Annotated in this window: 16 protein-coding genes; 4 read left to right on the top strand and 12 right to left on the bottom strand. The window is 50.2% G+C overall.

The features are described from left to right. Positions 1–2 precede the first annotated feature (2 nt). The 6 genes from I2F54_RS11780 to I2F54_RS11805 all read right to left on the bottom strand — a co-directional run bounded on the left by I2F54_RS11780 (position 3) and on the right by I2F54_RS11805 (position 4,367). The gene (locus tag I2F54_RS11780) at positions 3–458 is read right to left on the bottom strand and encodes a dihydrofolate reductase (RefSeq protein WP_373129858.1); all 456 of its coding nucleotides are present in this window, start codon (positions 456–458) and stop codon (positions 3–5) included. A gap of 78 nt (positions 459–536) precedes the next feature. Next, positions 537–1,331 (bottom strand): thymidylate synthase, encoded by a 795-nt coding sequence (locus I2F54_RS11785; protein WP_009123204.1) that lies wholly within the window; start codon positions 1,329–1,331, stop codon positions 537–539. 83 nt (positions 1,332–1,414) lie between these two features. Beyond that, a complete protein-coding gene (gene cls, locus I2F54_RS11790; RefSeq protein ID WP_338083445.1) occupies positions 1,415–2,596 on the bottom strand; it encodes a cardiolipin synthase in 1,182 nt (393 codons plus the stop codon). 232 nt (positions 2,597–2,828) lie between these two features. Then, on the bottom strand, positions 2,829–3,155 hold the full coding sequence (locus I2F54_RS11795) for a DUF5056 domain-containing protein (RefSeq protein WP_022218975.1): 327 nt from the start codon (positions 3,153–3,155) through the stop codon (positions 2,829–2,831). Further along, positions 3,139–3,687: an RNA polymerase sigma factor gene (locus I2F54_RS11800; protein WP_009123207.1), complete on the bottom strand. Its 549-nt coding sequence runs from the start codon at positions 3,685–3,687 to the stop codon at positions 3,139–3,141. Before I2F54_RS11800 ends, I2F54_RS11795 begins: the two co-directional genes overlap by 17 nt. After that, positions 3,684–4,367, bottom strand: coding sequence for a DUF6249 domain-containing protein (locus tag I2F54_RS11805; protein WP_195501308.1), 684 nt, complete (start codon positions 4,365–4,367; stop codon positions 3,684–3,686). The genes I2F54_RS11800 and I2F54_RS11805 overlap by 4 nt, the downstream gene beginning before the upstream one ends. Before the next feature lie 146 nt (positions 4,368–4,513). On the opposite strand from I2F54_RS11805, the gene I2F54_RS11810 reads away from it, so the two are divergent. After that, positions 4,514–6,001 (top strand): methyltransferase RsmF C-terminal domain-like protein, encoded by a 1,488-nt coding sequence (locus I2F54_RS11810; RefSeq protein WP_195501309.1) that lies wholly within the window; start codon positions 4,514–4,516, stop codon positions 5,999–6,001. A 31-nt stretch (positions 6,002–6,032) separates the two neighbouring features. On the opposite strand, the gene I2F54_RS11815 is transcribed toward I2F54_RS11810, so the two are convergent. The 6 genes from I2F54_RS11815 to I2F54_RS11840 form a co-directional block, all read right to left on the bottom strand. Beyond that, a complete protein-coding gene (locus I2F54_RS11815; protein WP_009123210.1) occupies positions 6,033–7,259 on the bottom strand; it encodes a TolC family protein in 1,227 nt (408 codons plus the stop codon). A gap of 20 nt (positions 7,260–7,279) precedes the next feature. Continuing rightward, the gene (locus tag I2F54_RS11820; RefSeq protein WP_195501310.1) at positions 7,280–10,444 is read right to left on the bottom strand and encodes an efflux RND transporter permease subunit; all 3,165 of its coding nucleotides are present in this window, start codon (positions 10,442–10,444) and stop codon (positions 7,280–7,282) included. Between the two features lie 98 nt (positions 10,445–10,542). Beyond that, positions 10,543–11,769, bottom strand: coding sequence for an efflux RND transporter periplasmic adaptor subunit (locus I2F54_RS11825; RefSeq protein ID WP_118046287.1), 1,227 nt, complete (start codon positions 11,767–11,769; stop codon positions 10,543–10,545). A gap of 114 nt (positions 11,770–11,883) precedes the next feature. Further along, positions 11,884–12,291 carry a DUF6769 family protein gene (locus I2F54_RS11830; RefSeq protein ID WP_039951117.1) on the bottom strand — a complete coding sequence of 136 codons (408 nt, stop codon included), beginning with the start codon at positions 12,289–12,291 and terminating at the stop codon, positions 11,884–11,886. 62 nt (positions 12,292–12,353) lie between these two features. After that, on the bottom strand, positions 12,354–13,733 hold the full coding sequence (locus I2F54_RS11835) for an FAD-dependent oxidoreductase (RefSeq protein ID WP_195501311.1): 1,380 nt from the start codon (positions 13,731–13,733) through the stop codon (positions 12,354–12,356). 78 nt (positions 13,734–13,811) lie between these two features. Beyond that, positions 13,812–15,446, bottom strand: a complete 1,635-nt coding sequence (locus tag I2F54_RS11840) for an ABC-F family ATP-binding cassette domain-containing protein (RefSeq protein ID WP_022218983.1) — start codon at positions 15,444–15,446, stop codon at positions 13,812–13,814. 86 nt (positions 15,447–15,532) lie between these two features. On the opposite strand from I2F54_RS11840, the gene I2F54_RS11845 reads away from it, so the two are divergent. From I2F54_RS11845 to I2F54_RS11855, 3 genes are all read left to right on the top strand, one after another. After that, positions 15,533–15,934, top strand: a complete 402-nt coding sequence (locus I2F54_RS11845; RefSeq protein WP_009123217.1) for a response regulator — start codon at positions 15,533–15,535, stop codon at positions 15,932–15,934. 142 nt (positions 15,935–16,076) lie between these two features. Next, entirely contained in the window at positions 16,077–19,205 is a 3,129-nt protein-coding gene (locus I2F54_RS11850; RefSeq protein WP_195501312.1) for a SusC/RagA family TonB-linked outer membrane protein, read from the top strand. A gap of 13 nt (positions 19,206–19,218) precedes the next feature. Then, positions 19,219–20,709 carry a RagB/SusD family nutrient uptake outer membrane protein gene (locus tag I2F54_RS11855; protein ID WP_195501313.1) on the top strand — a complete coding sequence of 497 codons (1,491 nt, stop codon included), beginning with the start codon at positions 19,219–19,221 and terminating at the stop codon, positions 20,707–20,709. Positions 20,710–20,802 lie beyond the last annotated feature (93 nt).

Here is a 20,802-nt window from a genome sequence, read left to right on the forward strand (position 1 = left end):
TCCTATCGGCGGATATAATCGACAAAAGCATAAGGGCAGGGATGCTTCTCGTCTATCGGATGAGCATCCCTGCTTTTTTCTTGCCAGATTTCGAGGTCTACGTCCGGGAAGTAAGCGTCTGCCCGGGGAGCTTCAGCATCTATTTCAGTAAGACAGAGTGCATCTGCCAGAGGGAGCGCCTGACGGTACACGCTGGCTCCGCCCATGATATAGACTTGCTCATCCTGCTCGCAGTTTTTCAAGGCTTCCTCAAGAGAGGGGAACACTTCTGCTCCCGGACATTGGGTGTCGGGATGCGTAGACAAGACGATATTGCGGCGGTTTGGCAAGGCGCCTTTGGGGAGTGACTCAAACGTTTTTCGTCCCATGATGATTGTATTTCCCGTGGTAAGCGCTTTGAAGCGTTTCAGGTCATTGGGGAGCCAGAATAATAACTTGTTTTCATAACCGATACCCATGCGGCGGTCTACTGCGGCAATAATGCTAATCATATATCTAATATAATCAAATGGTTTTCAATGATAAAGGACATCTTTTTATACCGCTACCTTTCCGGCGATATGCGGATGCGGGTCATAATTTACTAATTCGAAGTCCTCATACGTAAAGTCGAAGATACTCTTCACATCTGGATTGATTCTCATTTGCGGGAGCGTTCTCGGCTCACGGCTCAGTTGGAGTTTCACTTGTTCCAAATGGTTCAGATAGATATGCGCATCTCCTAAAGTATGTACGAAATCCCCTGCTTTCAGTCCGGTCACTTGCGCCACCATTTGCAGGAGCAATGCGTACGATGCGATATTGAAAGGCACTCCCAAGAAAATATCAGCGCTGCGCTGGTAAAGTTGCAGGCTGAGCCGTCCGTTGGCTACATAAAACTGGAAGAATGCGTGGCAGGGCGGCAGATTCATGTTGTCCAAATCACCGACGTTCCAGGCGCTCACTATAATACGGCGTGAGTCTGGATTGTGTTTGATTGTTTCCACCGCTTCACTGATTTGGTCAATTGTTCCGCCTTTGTAATCCGGCCACGAACGCCATTGGTAACCGTAGATATGTCCCAAATCCCCATTTTCATCAGCCCATTCATTCCAGATGCGTACCCCGTTCTCTTGCAGGTACTTTACATTCGTATCCCCCTTTAAGAACCATAGCAGTTCATGGATAATAGATTTCAAATGGAGTTTTTTGGTTGTCAGACAAGGAAAACCTTCGTCCATATTAAAACGCATCTGATGTCCGAATACGCTGATGGTACCCGTACCCGTGCGGTCGCTTTTCTCTATGCCTTCAGTCAGCACGCGGTTGAGCAAGTCTAAATATTGTTTCATGGGTTATTTATTAAACGCTTTGCCAAAGGTAGACAAAGTTCTCGGGAAATTAAAGATTCGGGATTAAAAAATAGTGGAACGGCTTATAGGAACGGGGTCAGCAAATTACCCACCCAACCGATAAACTTTTTCCAGCCGGAACGCTTCTTCCATATTTCGGGAGTAAGCAGGGTACTGTTCTTCTTGTCCCTTTCGAACATGCCGTTCAGTTGATACGTTGTCAGCGGGTCGAAGATGAAAGCGTTTGTCTCATAGTCGTAGCGTAAACTGCGGCTGTTGAGGTTTGCCGTGCCTACTGTGCAGAAAGAGCTGTCCACCATCATTACTTTGGAATGGTGGAATCCGTCCTTGAACAAGTAGATTTTTGCTCCTCGTTTCATCAGTTTGTGTGCGATGTAGAACGAAGCTTCGGGAGTAAAAGGAATGTCCGATACTGCCGGTATCATTATCTCCACTTCCGTACCTTTCTTTAACGCTTTCTTGATGGCTTTACGAATGGATTTCGTCGGCACGAAATAAGGATTTACTATCTGGATGTTTTTCCGGGCGGCTTCTATTGAAACGGCGTAGGCATGGCTGATGGAACGGGGCGTCTCCCGCGGAGTACGGTCTACTATCGAAATCTCCTCGGCTATGCTGTCCGGAAATTGGGGCAGGTCAGGGAAGTAGGCCGGACCGCCTATGTGTTGTCCGGTTTCCTGATTCCACATCGTCAGGAAGATACCTTGCAGATAGCGTACTGCATCTCCTTCTATGTGCATGTGTATATCGTGCCATTTACCGATTTTGGGCAGACCGTTGATGTAATAGTCGGCAATGTTCATTCCGCCTGTATAACCGATTTTCCCGTCGATGACGACAATCTTGCGGTGGTCGCGGTGCATGGCGTGATTGATATAAGGAAAGGTGATAGGGTCGAACTTGACAATTTCGATGCCGCGTGCCTTTATCGCTTGCAAATGACGCTTTTTCAGCGGTTGGTTGTTCGACCAGTTACCGAACGCATCGAACATGGCACGCACTTCTACACCCTCTTTTACCTTTTCCGCCAGTAAGTCAAAGAGAGCGTTGGCGATAGAGTCGTTACGGAAATTGAAATATTCCAGGTGGATGTGATGCCGGGCATGGCGAATCGTTTCAAATAAATCGGTGAATTTGTCACGGCCGGTCATTAACAGTTCAACTTTATTGTTGCAGGTTAGGGGGATTCCCATTTCCCGCATATAGCCCATTACAAGAGAGTCGCTGGTACTTTGCGCCCGGATGCTTCCAAAGAATAAAGTAAATAATATGATGAATAGAACCTGTCTCAAAACTTTGTAAGTTTATTTAGTTTTATGAGTTGGCAAATATACAATATATCATTGAGATATGTTCATTCGTTTATAAAAAATTAGCCCTTGCCTTACTGTAAATAAGGTAGGGGCTAAGTACATTATCCTGCGGGGAAGTTTATTTATCCTGCGAGGAAAATACGGTTCGCAATAACCGCGGCGTTTAAGCCAGCGAACATATTTTGCGATAGAGCAGGAAAAGCAACACTATGCCTGCGACCAATAGAGATTTGGGGCTGGCTTCGGTAACTCCGCTTTGGGTGGCAACGGTAAATGTTTCACGGAGCGTGCCCAGTACCAGTTGCAGACCGTCGAAAGCAAAGAACAGCACTAACGCCAGTGTGAAACAAAACGTTACCCATAATTGTGAAATCCGTCGGGTACGGTCGGGCAGATGGCGCATCACACGGCGGGTGAAACCATTGTCCGGTATTTCCTGCCGGTTTTCGTCAAAGAAAGCAACTAAGAGTTTATCATCGTTTTCCATCATAACCATTTTGTTTTAAGTAGGTAGCCATTTTTTCTTTGGCCCGTGACAGGTGGCTTTTTACAGTTCCTGCGGGGCAACCGGTAATACCTGCAATTTTCTCGATACTCTGGTCTTCCATGTAAAAGAGAGTGATGCAGGTTCGTTCCATTTCTTTCAGCATACTCAGCGCACGGTAAATATCCATGCGCCGTCCTATGTCGTTTTGCAGCGTACTGCATTGAGCATCCACTTGGCGCGTTTCCAGGCAGTCTGTCTCTTTACGGGTGCGAAGATAATCATAAAATACATTATAAGCAATACGGTAGAGCCAGGTAGAGAAACTGGATAAGTTTTTGAACGAGGCCAGGTTGGTGTACGCTTTAATGAATGTATCCTGCGCCAAGTCATCGCTCAATTCGCTGTCGCCGCAGGTCAGGTGCAGAAAGAATCGCCGTACGGACGACTGGTACTTTCCTACCAACTGGTCGAAGGCCCTGGTGTTGCGAAACACCACGACCTGTGCGACTAACGATATATCATTGAGCTGACTCATTTTTCTTCAATCTTTTCCGGAAAGGCAGTCCTCTCAGTATCGGCTTTCTCCTTGTTTTTAGGCGCTCTGTCCTGCTGCGTGTAGTAGATAACGAGCTGTCCGAAGCCTGTGAACATTATAAGCAGACCGATGCAGCCCAGTCCGAATTCGTCGGTAATGGCCCAAAGGAAGATGAACAGTCCGATACCGACAAACACGTTTTTGATTCCCTTGCTGCGGATATCTATCGAGTCGGTCTCTTTAAACAGGTTTTCCGGTAGCGGTTGCCCACTGGCCAGCGCTTGCTCTACCAGGCGGTACTTGGCTTTCCGGTTTTTATAGCGGAAGAAGAATATGATGAATACAATCACCAGAGGGAATCCGAATACGAACACGATGGCCGTAATGGCGATAGCCGCCTCTTTGGCGTCATGACCAAGGTTCCAGCCGAAATCGTAAGCACTGCTGTGGTGCTTGTAATCCTTATGGTTTTCCGTGCCGCTGCTTGGGCTGTTTTCGTAAGTCATGACGCTAAGGGTGTCCGTAACGGCTTTTCCGTCAATCATGGTGTCCCTCAGTTCTATAACTCTCTGCTTGTTTCCCAGACTGTCGTTTTCCGTAACGGTTCTGTTCTTTCCCTGTGCCAACGTGCAGAGCATCATGGCTGTCATTAATGCGAAGATGATACGTTTCATAATCATGTTATTTTTGTTTTTATTGGTTTCTTTATGTGTTAGACGCATCCGGATATCCGGAAAGTTGCAAAGAGACGATATTTTTTTTAGAATAGCTACTATCGGCCGCAAAATATTTATGTTACCTTTGCCGGCATAAAACAGTACGACACATGGAACTACCCGCTTCTTTCATAGACTATACCCGTTCCCTGCTGGGAGATGAGGAGTATACGGAATTAGTAACCGCTTTGGAGTCGGAGCAACCCGTCAGCATCCGGTTGAACCCGTTAAAGCCTTTTGGCTTTCAGTCCGGGGAGAGCGCGGTTCCCTGGTGTACTTCCGGCTTTTATCTTAAAGAGCGCCTGACGTTTACCTTCGACCCCTTGTTTCATGCAGGATGCTATTATGTGCAGGAAGCCTCGTCCATGTTTGTGGAACAGGCCTTAAGACAATATGCGGGCGAAGAACCGGCAGTGATGCTCGACCTCTGTGCCGCTCCGGGCGGTAAGTCGACGCATGTCCGCGGTATCCTTCCGGAAAATAGCTTGTTGGTAGCGAACGAGGTTATTCGCAACCGTTCCCAAATACTTGCCGAGAACCTGACTAAGTGGGGACATCCCGACGTTGTGGTTACTAACAGCGATCCGTCGGACTTTACACCGTTGGAAGAGTTCTTTGATGTGATATTGACGGATGTACCCTGTTCCGGTGAAGGCATGTTCCGTAAAGACCCTGTCGCCGTGAGCGAGTGGAGTTCGGAGAATGTGGAAATCTGCCGGCAGCGGCAACAGAGAATTATTTCGGACATCTGGCCTTGTCTGAAACCGGGTGGGATATTGATATATAGCACCTGCACGTATAATACGAAAGAGAATGAAGAAAACGTCCGTTGGATAAAGGACGAATTCGGCGCGGAAGTACTCCCACTCGATGTGGCGGAAGATTGGAATATAACGGGTAACTTATTGCAGGGAGAGCGGTTTCCGGTTTACCGCTTTTTGCCTCATAAGACAAAGGGTGAAGGCTTCTTTCTGGCTGTTCTCCGCAAGCCGGGGGCGAGCGTCCGTAAGCCCGGGGCTGAACAGGCGTTTGCCCTGGGCAAAGCTTCTGAAACTCCGGCTGTGAGAGAAGAAAACCCCAGGGGAAAGGGAAGGAAACCCCAGGGGAAAGGGATGAAAACTCCGGGGTTTTCTAAAGAGCAGCTTTCGGTATTGGAGGAATGGCTTCTTGCTCCGGATATATATGAGTTTATTCAAAAAGGCGGTAGTGTCAGCGCTTTCCCTAAACGCTATCTTCCGGAACTATCGGCATTGCAGTCGTCTGTGCGCATTGTGCAGGCCGGATTGGAGATTGCCGGACAGAAAGGTAAAGACTGGATTCCCGCTCATGCGCTGGCTGTGAGCCATGCATTGGCACCGGATGCTTTCCCTCGCGAAGAAATATCCTATGAACAGGCCATTGCCTATTTACGAAAAGAGGCTGTCACCCTTTCGGATGCAGCCCCTCGCGGAGTGGTTTTACTCACGTATAAGAATATGCCTCTTGGTTTTGTCAAGAATATCGGTAACCGTGCCAATAATCTTTATCCGCAGGAATGGCGCATTCGCAGCGGCCACTTGCCGGAAAAACCAAAAATAGTTATAAGTTATGAGTTATAAGTTACGAATCATAACTTATAACTCATAACTCCTACAACCTGCTCTTATATATCCGTGCCATTGCTTTTTGGTATTGATTTTCCAATTGCAAAAGGTTGGTTTTGCTTTGGAAAACAACGGAAACCTCTACGAAATACTCTATCATGCTGATTTGTCCGCCTGTAAGAGCCTGTTTCAGCAACGTCAAATCCTGTTGGTCTTGGAAGGTCTGTTTGTATTCTTGCATGGAGGCGTCCAGGTTGCGGGCTTCTTCATAGAGCTGCCATAGTTCGGAGCTTGCTTTTACTTTTGCGTTGTCTTTCTGGAAGTCGATGTTCATAGCCTGCGCTTTGGCTATCTTTACCTTTCCTTTATTTGCAAACAGAGGGAAGGAAAAGCCTACGACAACGCCGTTCAGCGGATGTCCTGACTCTGTATTGCGGCGATAGCCCAACTCCAGTTTCGGTAACCAGCCCTGCTTGCTTGCCGAAATAAGTTTGCGGGCTGCCGCACTCTCGTTGTCGAACGATTGCAGGGAAGGGTCGGCTGCCAATAGTTCATCGCATACCTGATGGAAATCGGCCGGCAATGGAATGGCGGGATACTCTGTCAGGCCGAGGGCTTGGGCGGTAGGTGTTGCCGTGCCGTCGGGAAAGGGGCGGCCGGGAGTAAGCGGCCGGTTGCCGTTAAGCACCAGCAATTCCTTGATTTTATTGTTCAGGGCTGTGCTGTTCGTACGGGATTCGGTACGGACATTCAGCAATTCCAGATTGATTTTATTTGTTTCCAGCGCATTGGCATCTCCTGTCGCCAATCGTTTGGCATACATGGCGGCCAGTTCCTCGGCGTTCTTCAATCGGGCGTCGAGCAGTTCCTGCTGATGTTGCAGCATGATGATGTCCAGGCACACCTCTTTGGCTTGCAGCAATATCTGTTGGCGTACGGTTGCTGCCTGTGCGTCCAGCGCTCCGGTTTTGAGACGGTTCATCTTTCCCCTTGTTACATACAACGTAGGGAAATCGAAACTCTGGGAAACAACCATTTCGCCTACGGTCTCACTGCTGTTCTTGGAGTCCCAAAGATGGGCGTACGAGAGGGTAGGGTCAGGCAGATTGTTCTCTGTCTTGTTTTCCAGCTTCTGTGAGGAGATAAGTTGTGCATTGGCTTGCAACTCCTTGTTGTTCGCCTCTATCTGGCGAAGTACGGAGTCGATGCCTGTATTTTGCGCCCTCATCCCTATGCAGGAGAGGAGGGCGGCGGCTATAAGTATATGTTTCATACATTCTGTTATTAAGTTATTTACTCGTTATCGTGTCCACCTGTAATTGCCGGTTTCTTGTGCATCATCAGATAAACAATCGGAATAATGAAACCGTTCAGGAAAGTGGAAGTCAGCAATCCGCCCAGAATAACTTTTGCCATGGGGCTTTGTATCTCGTTGCCGGGCAGGTCGCCGCTGAGTGCCAACGGAATCAATGCAAGCGCACTGGACAGGGCGGTCATCAGGATCGGATTTAATCTGTCCAACGAACCGCGTATCACGCTGTCGTACACTCCGTACCCTTCTTCCTGTTGCAAATGGTTGTAATGGCTTATCAGCAGCATACCGTTTCGGGTGGCGATACCGAATAGCGAGATAAAGCCGATGATGGCGGGAATGCTGACTTCACCCGTTGTGATGAGCAGGGCGAATACACCGCCAATCAATGCCAAAGGCAGGTTGATAAGGATAATCGCACTTTCCTTTACGCTACGGAACTCATGATACAGCAGCAGGAATATCACCACGATGGACATGAATGAAGTTAAAGCCAGCGTGCGGCTTGCGGCCTGTTCGCTTTCAAACTGACCGCCGTATTCGATGTGATAACCTTCCGGCAGTTTCACCGAGGCGTCCACACGTTCCTGTATGTCGTTTACCACGCTGCGCAGGTCACGGTCGGCCACGTTGGCGGAGATTACGATTTTCCGTTTCACGTTCTCGCGGCTGATGGTGTTCGGACCCATTGCCGAGCGGACTTCCGCTACATAGTTCAGCGGTATTTTCTGTCCGTTGCCGGTATCAATCATCAGGTTGCGTATCTTTTCCATTTCATCCCGCAAGTCGTCCTTTACGCGTACGGTCAGGTCGAAGCTTTTTCCTTTCTCATATACCTGGGATACGGACTCACCGGCAAGGCATACATTGACAAACTCCGAGAACTCCGGCAAGGAAATGCCATATTTGGCAAGCACTTCCCGCTTGGGAGCGATGATGAGCTGCGGACGTTCGATCTGTTGTTCCACGTTCAGGTCGGCAATGCCGGGAATGTCCTGAATGGTGTTCTTGATTTCATTACCCAAAGAGAACATACGGTTCAAATCGTCGCCGAACAGCTTGATGGCTATGTTGGCTTTCGTACCGGACAGCATGGCGTCGATACGGTGGCTGATAGGTTGCCCGATTTCTACATTGGCGCCCACAATCGTGCCCAGCTTTTCGCGCACGTCGGCCACCAGCTCGCTGCGCGAACGGTCTTTCAGTTCGAACGGAGCTTCTATTTCGGAGACATTCACGCCTAAGGCATGCTCGTCCAGTTCGGCACGTCCGGTTTTACGGGCTACGGTCTGTATTTCGGGGATGGAAAGCAGCAGCTCTTCGGCACGATGTCCTATCTTGTCACTTTCTTCCAGCGAGATACCCGGCAGGGACGATATGTTGATTGTGAACGAACCTTCATTAAACGGCGGCAGGAACGAACGTCCCAATGTGAAGAAGCAGGCAAGCGCCACCACAAACAGGCCGATGGTTCCGCCCAATACGCTCTTCTTATGCCCCAGCACAAAGGTAAGAGCCGTGCCGTACCATTCTTTCATTTTGCGCGCTACCGGCGAGTCACCGGTGGAACGTTTTTCATCTTTTATCTTTTCTCTTCCCAGCAGATAGGAACACAGTACAGGCGTCACTGTCAGCGCCACGACCGTGGAAGCAGCCAGCGCCACGATGAACGCGATACCCAGAGGTGCGAGCATCCGGCCTTCCATGCCGCTCAGGAAGAATAACGGAACGAAACTTACCACAATGATAAGCGTGGAGTTCAGGATAGGCATGCGTACTTCTTTGGAAGCGTTGAACACGACTTCCAGTATCGACAGGCGTTCCGCTTCCGGTTTCAGCCGGTTTTCCCGCAATCGCTTGTACACGTTCTCCACATCGACAATGGCGTCATCTACCAGCGAGCCGATGGCGATAGCCATACCGCCGAGGCTCATTGTGTTGATGGTGAATCCCATATAGTGCAACGCCAGCAGCGAAGCTATCAGTGACAAGGGAAGCGTCACCAGCGAGATTACGGTAGTCCGTACATTGGCAAGGAACAGGAACAGGACGATAACGACGAAGATACCGCCTTCAAACAGTGATTTCTGTACGTTACCGATGGAACTTTCTATAAAGCGGCTTTGTCTGAAAATGTCGGTGCTGACCTTCACATCGGACGGCAGGTTCTTCTGCAAGTCTTTCAGGGATGTTTCCAACTTGTCGGTCAGTTCCAGAGTGCTTGTGGCGGGTTGCTTGGTCACGGTCAGCAGTACGGCGGGTTTGCCGCGTTCGGAAGCCGTACCCAGTTTCGGAAGCTTGGCTCCGATACGTACATCCGCTATGTCTTCCAGTAATACGGGAGAAGCGGCGGCCAAAGGCCGGGCGTTGGCGGTTGCGGTCTGTGCACCGCCGTCCTGCAGCTTGACTACGGCTTTTGCCAGTTGTTCTACCCGGTCGGTGGAGATTACCCCGCGTACGATGTATTCGTTTCCGTATTCATAAAGTACCCCGCCGTTGGCATTCAGATTCATCTCGCGCGTAACGTTCATCACTTCGGTAAGGGTTACGCCGTAATGACGCATTCGTTCCGGGTCGAGTTGTATCTGGTATTCTTTAATATCGCCACCCAGCACGGCCACTTGCGCCACGCCGCCGGTAGAAAGAAGGCGCGGGCGGATAGTCCAGTCGGCTATGGTGCGCAGGTCGAGCATGGAAGTCGAGTCGGCGGTCAGTCCCACAATCAGCATCTCGCCTAAGATAGACGATTGCGGGCCGAGGGTCGGCTTGCCTACGTTAGAGGGAAGGGATTCGCTGACAACCGCCAGCTTCTCGCTTACAATCTGGCGTGCCAGGTAAACGTCCGTTTCCCAATCGAATTCAACCCATACGACGGAGAAGCCGTTGGTGGACGAAGAACGTACGCGACGTACTCCCGTAGCGCCGTTTACGGCTGTTTCCACAGGAAAAGTAACCAGTTGTTCCACTTCCTCGGCCGCCATGCCGTTGGCTTCGGTCATGATAACCACGGTCGGCGCATTCAAGTCGGGGAACACATCCACTTCCGTATGCATTGCGGTATACGTACCGCCAATCAGCAGCAGTACCGACGCCACCAGCACCAGTATGCGGTTCTGAAGAGAGAAATGTATAATCTTGTTTAGCATGATTTCTTTAGTTATGAGTTGTGAGCTATGAGTTATCAAGTTATCAAGTTACGCGTTTTTATCAGCAAATAGCTTATAACTAATAACTCATCACCGAATTAGTGTTCGTGGCTGTGCGCCGGAATTGCGTTGGTAGCGCCTGCAAGTTTCACCTGATAAGCGCCCTGGGTCACGACTTTGTCACCTGCTTTGACGCCGGAAAGGATTTGCACCTTCTCGCCGTTATCGGCTCCGAGAGTGACGAGTTGCTTTTTGTATCCTTCCTCATCCACTTGCAGATATACGAAGAAGCTGCCTTGTTCTTCGGTCAGAGCTGTATGGGGGAGTGAAATAACGTTCTCCATAGGAGAGGAGAGCAGGAATATTTCGACAAAAGAACCGGGAATGACATCTCCTTTGTTATCGAATTCAAAGGTAACGGGCACATAGTAGCCGTTGTCGCCCGATGCCTTTCCGTAAGAAAGCAGGCGGCCGTTCAAGTCCTTCAGTGTATATACCTTATTGTTGTAAGGAGTACGGAAGTTGGCGGAACCGATGGTGCGGAGATAAGGATAATACTTCTCCGAAACATCGGCGCGCAGGAACAGTCTGCGGTTTTGAGTGATGCTTACGAGCGGCTGGCCTACGGTGACATAGTCGCCTTCCTTTACTAACAGATTTTTCACATACCCGTTGATAGGAGAAGGCACGGCCTGTCCCTGAGCCGAATGGTTCTTGGCAACGGCCTCGTAGCTGATACGGGCGTTCTCATACGCCTGTCGAGCTTGGGCGAAGTCTTTCTCCGAAACGATTTTATTGGGGAGAAGCTCTTTCATCCGTTCGTACTCTTTCCTGGCTGTTTCGTAAGCGATGCGTGCTCTTTGTACGGGGTCTCCGTCTGCCATGTTTTTGGATGAGAGCACTACGAGCGGCGTGCCTTTGCTCACGCTCATACCTTCTACTACTTTGCCATGGAACGAAACTACGCCCGCCACCGTAGCTACGGCAACGCTTTCATCGCCTTGCGCGGCCATTACCTGACCGCTGGTTTTTATTACCTGATTGAATACGCCCGGCTCGATGATGTCCGCCTCTACTCCGGCAGCCTGCGCTTTGGCCGGCGGCAATATGATTTCGTCACTGTGCGCGGCGGCGGCTTCCGCACCGTGGTCATGTCCGTCGTCATGCTTATGGCCGGCGCCTTCGTTCGCATGGTCGTGCCCTTCGTGGTCATGCCCCGCATGAGCGTGTTCTTCCGTTTCGTGATTATGTCCTTCACCGGACTTGCTGTTACAGGAGCCTAACAGGAATAATCCTATAACTCCCATGAATATAAACTTCTTCATGATAATTGTTTTTGTTCTTAACTTGTTTCGGATTGCAAAATTAGGGAATGGACGGTGCAACCAAGTTGCATACATTCCGGTGCCGGCAGCATGGCCGCTTTCGGCGGCTGTCGGTCAGGCAAGAACAAAAGGTGGCGCGCGAAGCCCTGTGGCACGTGTAATGAACGTGCCATGAAGAGATTCCAAGTAGACGAACTCTTGCCTGATACCTGTTTCTTCGGGTAAAGTCAGGAGTTTGAGCAACGGTTCGGAAAATAAAGTATGTACCCACACGAAACAGGGCTGTAAGTTGCTGTTGTCCGAACTGGGCGTCTGTTGGTAGAAATGAGTGGTCATGCAGCCAGTGTCGCAGCAACAATGCTCGTTGCAAGGACCCTGATGATGACAGCATCCGTCGGACGGCAGGTCGTTTTTCATACAGATTGCGCCGTCTTCGTGGTGATGATGGGGAATGACAGGTACTATCAGCATAATCATGCTGATGAAGAACAGGAAATATGCGATGTACCTTTTCGTTTTCATTCTTCTCTCTTTGATTGGCCGCAAAGATAGAAGTTAATCATTTAACTGCCAAACGCAAGATGCTAAAAAGCCTTGAATAAGTCATTTAATCCTTCGCTCATGCTGGGATGCGTAAAGATGAAATCACGCAGGGCGCTGTAATGCAGGTCGTTCTTCATGGTCAGCGATACCAGATTGATGACTTCGGGCGCATCGACGCAAAACAGGGTACAGCCTATTATGCGTCCCGTATGCGCGTTGACGATGGCTTTCATCATACCGTCTATGTGCTGCAATGTACGGGCGCGCGGTATGGCGGCGGCAGGCAGCCGGGACACTTGGAGCGAATAACCGCGTTTCACGGCTTCTTCTTCGGTCAGGCCGATATGCGCCAGCGGCGGGTCTGTAAAAATTACATAGGGCACCGGAACCCTGTCATCGGTATTTCGCTTCTTGTTGCCGAACAATTGGTTGGCGATAACGCGGAAGTCATCGATGGATAAATAGTCGTACAAAGCGCCGCCTCTTACGTCTCCCATGGCCCATATGTGCGGGGAAGAAGTTTGAAGATGCCCGTTGACAATGACGGCTCCCTGAGCGTCGGTGCGTATGCCGGCCGCGTGCAGATTGAGCTCGTCGGTCATCGGCCTGCGCCCGGTGGCAAGCAGCAGGGCGTCTCCTTCCAAAAAGTAGGGAGTACCGTCGGCATTGTCCGTATAGGTCAGTGTCACGCCGTCGGCGGTATCGTATACGGACAGGGCATAGGCGTTCAAACGTATCTCGATGCCTTTCCTTTTCAGAGATTCCAGCATGGATTCCGCAATGTCCCGGTCTGATTTGGGCATGAAGCGGCTGCCCGATTCCAATAGCGTGACTTGGCTTCCAAAGCCCGCGTACATCGTGGCGAGTTCCATTCCGATGGCTCCGGCGCCGAGAATGAGCAGGCGATGGGGAAGCTTGCTCTGCCGGAGCAGCGTTTCGCTGGTGAACACATGCTTACTTCCGTTGATGCCTTCCACATCGGGCAGGATAGGGGTAGACCCGGTATTGATAAAGACTTCTTTCCCTTTGAGGAGAATTTCCTTTTTATCCCGGGAAACGACCTTTACCGTATCGTTGGACGCAAAGGATGCCGTACCGTCATACAAGGTAATGTTGGGATGGGCTTTTATATGTTCGTAATTCTTGTCCCGCAAGAATGACACGAGCTTGTTTTTCCGCCCGACGGCGAGCGCATAGTACTTGGCCTGATTGCTGTAATCGTCCCGGTAGAGCCGTTCGGCCTGTTCCGATTCGTGAATAAGCGTCTTGGTGGGAATGCACCCTGCGTTTACACATGTCCCCCCGTACATCTGCGGGGAACGTTCAATGATTGCCACTTTCCAGTTACGGTTGGCAAGTTCGGCTGCCAGCAGTTTCCCGCCTTTGCCGAACCCTATGATGATAGCGTCATATTGTTTCATTTAATTCGTAGTTAAGGATTTATGGAAATGAAACAACAGGAGCAATTTATTTGTTGCGGGAAGTTAGTTAATGAAAGTTTACCGTTCCAGTTCGCGAAGCGAATCCATTTTCTTCTTTTCAAGGAATTCATAGATACCGCTCAAATGCTCGGTTACCCGTTTGTTGCCGAACTCATAAACTTTGCTCACCAGCCCGTCCAGGAAGTCACGGTCGTGGCTTACGAGTATCAGAGTGCCGTCGAAATCCATGAGAGCCTGTTTCAGAATATCTTTGGTTTTCATGTCCAGGTGGTTGGTAGGCTCATCCAGAATCAACAAGTTTACGGGCTCCAGCAGCAGCTTAATCATGGCCAGTCGTGTACGTTCGCCGCCGGACAGCACTTTTACTTTCTTCATGGACTCTTCCGGACCGCCGAACATGAAAGCTCCCAGCAAGTCGCGTATCTTGTTGCGTATTTCGCCTTTGGCCACGTCGTCGATGGTTTGGAATACGGTCAGGTTCTCATCCAGCAAGGATGCCTGGTTTTGGGCGAAATAACCTATCTGTACATTATGACCGATGGTAAGCGTTCCTTCGTGTTCCAGTTCTCCCATGATGCACTTTACCAGCGTGGATTTACCTTCGCCGTTCTTGCCTACGAAAGCCACTTTGTCGCCTCTCTCTATGGTGAGGTTGGCATTTTTGAACACGACGTGCTCTCCGTATGTCTTTCCTACATTCTCCATAATGACCGGATAATTGCCGGAACGCGGAGAGGGCGGGAACTTCAGCCGCAAGGCCGAGGTATCTTCTTCATCTACTTCCAGCAGTACCAGTTTCTCCAACATCTTGACACGGCTTTGCACTTGCAGGGTTTTGGAATAGGTCCCTTTGAAACGCTCGATGAATTCTTTGGTTTCGGCGATGAACTTCTGTTGCTCGTCATAAGCCTTTTGCTGCTGTTCGCGGCGTTCTTTGCGGAGTTCCAGGTATTTGGAGTAGTTTACTTTGTAATCGTAGATGCGTCCCATGGTTACCTCAATGGTGCGGGTCGTGATGTTATCCACGAATTTGCGGTCGTGGCTGATGACGATAACGGCTTTCCCGTTGTTGATAAGGAAGTCTTCCAGCCATTGGATGGACTCGATGTCCAGGTGGTTGGTCGGCTCGTCCAGCAGGAGCACGTCCGGCTTCTGCAACAGTAGTTTGGCGAGTTCGATACGCATGCGCCAGCCGCCGCTGAAGTCGCTGGTCTGGCGGTTGAAGTCCTCTCTTGTGAATCCGAGGCCGAGCAATGCCTTTTCAACGTCCTCTTCGTAATTGGTGGCGTCGATGGCGTAGAATTTCTCGCTTAGGGCGGACACCTGCTCGATAAGTTCCATGTAGCTGTCGCTTTCGTAGTCGGTACGGGTTTCCAGCTCTTTGTTCATACGGTCTATTTCGGCTTCCATTTCATGCAGGTGGGCAAAGGCCTGCGCGGTTTCCTGAAAAACGGTGCGTCCGTCCTCTGTCATCAGGTGCTGGGGAAGATAGGCGATGACGCAATCTTTGGGAGCGGAAATTTTACCGCGGGTAGGTTGCCGCACCCCGGCAAGTATCTTTAACAGCGTACTTTTTCCGGCTCCGTTTTTGCCCATGAGGGCGATACGGTCTTTTTCGTTGATTACGAAAGATATGTCACTGAATAAGGTTGTGCCGCCAAATTCTACGGCGAGTCCGTCAATAGAAATCATTATGTCATTTTTAAAAATAAGGCGCAAAGATAATGCAAATATATTATTTTTTATATCTTTGTCTCGGACAAACAATAATATAGGTCATGGAAATCGGAAATCAATCAGTAGATTACCGCCCGCTCATTCTCGTCGCGGAAGATGATGATAGTAATTTTAAATTAATAAAAGCTATTATAGGAAAAAGGTGTGAGATAATGTGGGCGAAGAACGGTGAGGAGATCGTCTCTTTGTTTCACGAGAATCGTGACAAAACGGATGCGATACTGATGGACATCAAGATGCCTATTATGAACGGATTGGAAGCTACGCGGCTTATACGTGAGGAAGGCGGAACATTACCTATCATCATGCAGACGGCTTACGCGTTCTCCGCCGACCGTGAAAACGCCATCAAAAGCGGCGCTTCGGAAGTATTGGTAAAGCCTATTACGTTGCAGGCATTGCGCGACTGTCTGAGCAGTTTCCTGCCCAGGCTGAAGTGGTAGGCTCCCGACAGGAAAGGGACGGAATCCTCTTAATTGAATTAACAAGCGTATACGACGCGGATAGCGGGAGTGAAAAAAAATAGGCATAGCTGAACAAAGTTTATTTTCTTCTGTTAATGAAGTCTAACCAAACTTTAACGGAATGAATAGTAAACTGCGCTTTTTCTTAACCTCACTGTTTATACTCTTCGTGGTGACGTTATATGCCGCTCCGGGCGGCGATATCCGTGTATCGGGCGTTGTGATGTCGGAAGGGGAACCTTTGCCGGGAGCATCGGTATTGGTGAAAGGAACTCACAACGGAACGGTAACCGACGTCGATGGAAAATATACCCTTACCGTACCGGTGGACGCTACACTGGTCTTTAGCTTCATCGGGCTGAAAACCACCGAACAAAAAGTCAATGGGCGTTCGGTCATTAATGCGGAACTGATTCCGGATAGTGAACAACTGGATGAGGTAATGGTGGTGGCTTACGCCACTGCCAAGAAGTATAGCTTCACGGGAGCGGCTTCCACGGTCAAGGGGAGCGAAATAGCCAAGATGCAGGTATCCAACGTGTCGCGTGCGCTCGAGGGAACGGTGTCCGGACTTCAGGCAAGCGCGCCCAGCGGCCAGCCGGGTACGGATGCGGAAATACGTATTCGCGGCATCGGCTCTATCAATGCTTCGAGCGCTCCGCTTTATGTGGTGGACGGCGTACCTTTCGACGGCAGCATCAACTCCATTAATCCGGAAGATATAGCCTCGTTGACGGTTTTGAAAGACGCCGCTTCGGCAGCCCTCTACGGTTCGCGTGGGGCCAACGGTGTCATCATCATAACCACCAAGCAGGGACAGACCGACTCGAAAACCACGGTCAGCGTCAATGCCAGCTTCGGCGGCTCCAGCCGGGCTATCCGCGATTACGACCGTGTCGGTACCGATCAGTACTTTGAGCTCTATTGGGAAGCATTGCGCAACCAATATGCTCTGAACACGGATAAATATACTCCGCAGACCGCAGCCGCACAGGCCTCTAAAGACCTGGTGGGCAAGTTGATGGGCGGTGGACCTAACCCTTATGGCCCCAACTATCCGCAACCGGTGGGCACGGACGGCAAGCTGCTTGCCGGAGCCACTCCGCTTTGGAATGTGGACTGGCAGAAAGAAATGGAGCAACAGGCGTTGCGTACGGAAATCGGATTGAATGTTTCCGGAGGCGGAAAGACCAATCAGTACTATTTTTCGGCCGGTTATCTGAATGACAAGGGTATTGCCCTTGAATCCGGTTACCAACGTTTCAACCTGCGTTCCAATATCTCGAGCGAGATAACCGGTTGGTTGCGTGGCGGCGTGAACATGAGCTACGCCCACTCCATACAGAACTATCCGGTGTCGTCCGATACCAAGACAAGCAATGTCATCAACGCCGGACGTTTAATGCCCGATTTCTACCCTGTGTACGAGATGAACGCCGACGGCACATACAAGCTCGACTCGGAAGGAAAGCGGATTTACGATTTCGGTTCCTATCGGCCGTCAGGAGCCACGGCCAACTGGAACCTGCCCGCAACCTTGCCCAATGATAAATCCGAGCGTATGCGGGATGAGTTCTCCGGACGTACCTTCCTTGAGGTCACTTTCCTGGAAGGATTGAATTTCAAGACCAGCTTCAACTTCGACCTGATAGATTACAATACGCTGGATTATACCAACCCCAAGATTGGTCCTGCGGTCAATACGGGTGGCGGAGCAAGCCGCGAATATACCCGCACTTTCTCCTGGACATGGAATAATATTGTGACTTACGATAAGACTGTCGGCGAGCATCATTTCAATATCCTTGCCGGACAAGAGGCTTACTCTTACCGTTATGATGTGTTACAGGCCGCACGCAGCAACATGGCTGTGCCCGATATGCCGGAGTTGGCCGTCGGTTCGCTTGTAACCGCAGGTACGGGGTATCGCATTGACTATTCACTGTTGGGCTATCTTATTAATACCCGGTACGACTACCGGAGCAAGTATTTCTTCTCCGCTTCCTACCGTCGCGACGGTTCTTCGCGTTTCGCGCCGGGCACACGCTGGGGAAACTTCTGGTCATTGGGAGCTTCGTGGCGCATAGACCGCGAAGAATTCATGCAGAGCGCCACCGACTGGCTCTCCGCCCTGACCTTAAAGGCCAGCTACGGAGCGCAAGGCAATGACAATCTGGGTACTTACTATGCCAGCAGTGGGCTGTATTCCATCGTTTCGCAAGCGGGTGAGAACGCTTTGGTGTCCGACCGCCTTGCAACGCCCGCCTTGAAATGGGAGACTAATCTCAACCTCAATGTAGGCATTGATTTCTCATTGTTCGACAACCGTTTCTCCGGTTCGTTCGATTTCTTCCAGCGCCGTTCCAAAGACCTGCTGTATTCCCGTCCTTTGGCAACTTCCCTGGGTTATACCTCGATGGATGAGAATATAGGCGCATTGAAGAATACGGGCTTTGAGATAGACCTTAAAGGAACGCTCATACACACCCGTGATTTTATGTGGCGCATGGGCGTCAACCTTACGCACTACAAGAATGTCGTGACCGACCTACCGTTGAAAGACATGCCTGTTACCGGGGTTACCCGTTTGAAAGAGGGACGTTCGGTTTACGATTTCTATCTGCGCGAATGGGCAGGGGTAGACCCTGATAACGGTGATCCGTTGTGGTACAGGAATGTAAAGGACGCGCAGGGTAATGTTACCGGGCGCACTACTACCAACGATTACGCCCAGGCGGATTATTATTACGTGGATAAGTCCTCGCTTCCCAAGGTTTACGGCGGTTTCAATACGGCGTTCTCATACAAAGGCTTTGAGTTGTCCGCCATCTTCGCGTACAGTATAGGCGGCTATATCGTAGACCGTGACGTTACGATGCTGTGGAGCAATGGAAGCAATCCCGGACGCGCCTGGTCTACCGAGATACTGAAACGTTGGACACCGGAGAACCGTGATACGGACGTGCCGGCCTTGAAAACGGTGTCCAATAACTGGAACTCCAACTCTACCCGTAACCTGTTCAACAACTCGTACCTGCGGATGAAGAACATTACGCTGTCTTATAACTTCCCGCAACCGTTGATAAAGAAAATCAGCCTCAGCAGTCTGCAGCTCTTTGTGCAGGCGGACAATCTGCTGACTTTCTCCAAGAATCAGGGAATGGACCCGGAACAGGGTATTACAGGACTGACTTATTACCGTTATCCTGCCATGCGTTCCATTTCGGGCGGACTTAATGTTTCATTCTAAATCACTTGTTCACATGAATACTTCAATTAAAAATATAACAGTCTTTACACTGGGATTATTATCCGTCCTGTCTTCGTGCGGCGGAGATTTTCTCGATAACAAACCTACGGACGCCGTAGATTCGGGTATCGTCCCCGTACCTTCCAATGCCGGTCGGATATTTAACGGCGCGTGGTATAACCTGTTCGAGTACAGCAGCACCTATGCCAATATCGGTTATCGCGCCCTGATGCTGCAGGACGATATGATGGCGGACGATGTGGTGTCGCGTCCGATGTATGGCTTCAACTCGTCCTATCAGTTTAACGATGTGGGGATGCCTGCCAACAACCGTACCGCATTTGCCTGGTATCTGATGTACAAAACCATAGACAATTGCAATACGGCCATTTCCATTACCGCCACCGGTGACGATGATACGGCCGATTTCCGTCATTCACAGGGGCAAGCCTATGCTTTGCGGGCTTTCTGTTATCTGCATCTGGCTCAGCACTACCAGTTTACTTACCTGAAAGACCCTGCCGCGCCGGCTGTTCCGCTTTATACGGAGCCTACCGCCTCTACGACAGAGCCTAAAGGGAAGGCTACCCTGGAAGAGATATATACGCAGATATTCAAAGACTTGAATAAGGCCAAGGAGCTTCTTGAAGGGTATGTCCGTCCGGACGACAATTCCAAGTTCAAACCGGATTCAAGCGTCGTCAACGGATTGCTGGCACGTGCGTATTTGCTTACCGGACAATGGGACGAAGCCGCCGGGGCTGCTCTTGAGGCTGCCGATGGATATGCTTTGATGACGGACTCCAAAACGTATATGGGCTTTAACGATATATCCAATACCGAGTGGATGTGGGGACATCCTCAGTCCGTAAGCCAGTCCGATGCCAGCTATAATTTCTATTATATCGATGTGGTGACGCCCGACGCATATAACAGCTTCATGGCCGACCCGCACTTCAAGGACACTTTTGAAGCGGGGGATATTCGTCTGGATTTGTTCCAGTGGATGCGTGAAGGTTATTTGGGTTATCGCAAGTTCCGTATCCGCGCCGACCAGACCGGTGATATTGTCGTGATGCGTTCCGCCGAGATGTATCTGATAGCGGCGGAAGCGCTGGCTCGCGAGGGACGGTTGGAAGACGCCGTGAAACCGTTGAACACATTACGCAATGCCCGCGGACTTGCCGGCTATGACCTGACGGGGAAGACGCAAGACCGGCTTATCGATGATATTTTGCTGGAACGCCGGCGCGAACTGTGGGGTGAGGGATTCGGCATTACCGATATTCTTCGTACGCAACGTTTCGTAGAGCGTGTACCGTTGACGAAAGAGGAAGCGGAGCGGAAATACGATTGCTGGCAGCAAGGCGATACTTATAAAGAATATAATCCCGAAGGCCATTGGTTTACTTCCTTCCCCGACGGAACGAAGTTTGTACCGAACAGTGTGTATTATCTATATGCCATTCCGGAAAAGGAGACGAATGCGAATCCTCATTTATAAGAGAGGGGGCGGAACGCAGTGAAGCATCTGCTCTCTTTATGAGCGGGGAGTAGACGCTTCACTGTGTTTTGCGTAACGGGCTGTCATCAACTA

The sequence above is a fragment of the Bacteroides clarus genome, from assembly GCF_015555825.1.
GTDB classification, from domain to species: domain Bacteria; phylum Bacteroidota; class Bacteroidia; order Bacteroidales; family Bacteroidaceae; genus Bacteroides; species Bacteroides clarus.